At 65.0% G+C, this 254-nt stretch carries 1 protein-coding gene; it reads left to right on the forward strand.

Annotated features, from left to right (window positions below):
- Nucleotides 1-14: 14 nt before the first annotated feature.
- Nucleotides 15-254 (forward strand): hypothetical protein (locus R0J92_RS24845; protein WP_411053647.1); only part of this gene is annotated, 240 nt, incomplete at its 3' end.

Raw genomic sequence — 254 nt, forward strand, 5'->3', positions numbered from 1 at the left:
CGATGAATACGCCCATGCCGTCCATACCGCGTGCAGCGCCCGTCGCCACAGATCTCGAGTTCCGGCATGGCTACCCCGACGGCTTGCCGGTCGCGGGATGCAGCTATGTGGCCTGGAGCAATGTCCGCTCGCAGCGGGGCATGCTTGACGCCGACGGCTACCTGCGCCTGAGTGGCGTGCCCGATGGCACCGATGCGAAGGTCAGGTATCTGGACGACCCGAATCACCATGGCACCATTCAAAGCGTCGCCGCA

It is taken from the genome of Tritonibacter sp. SIMBA_163 (assembly GCF_046535935.1).
GTDB classification, from domain to species: Bacteria; Pseudomonadota; Alphaproteobacteria; order Rhodobacterales; family Rhodobacteraceae; genus Epibacterium; species Epibacterium scottomollicae.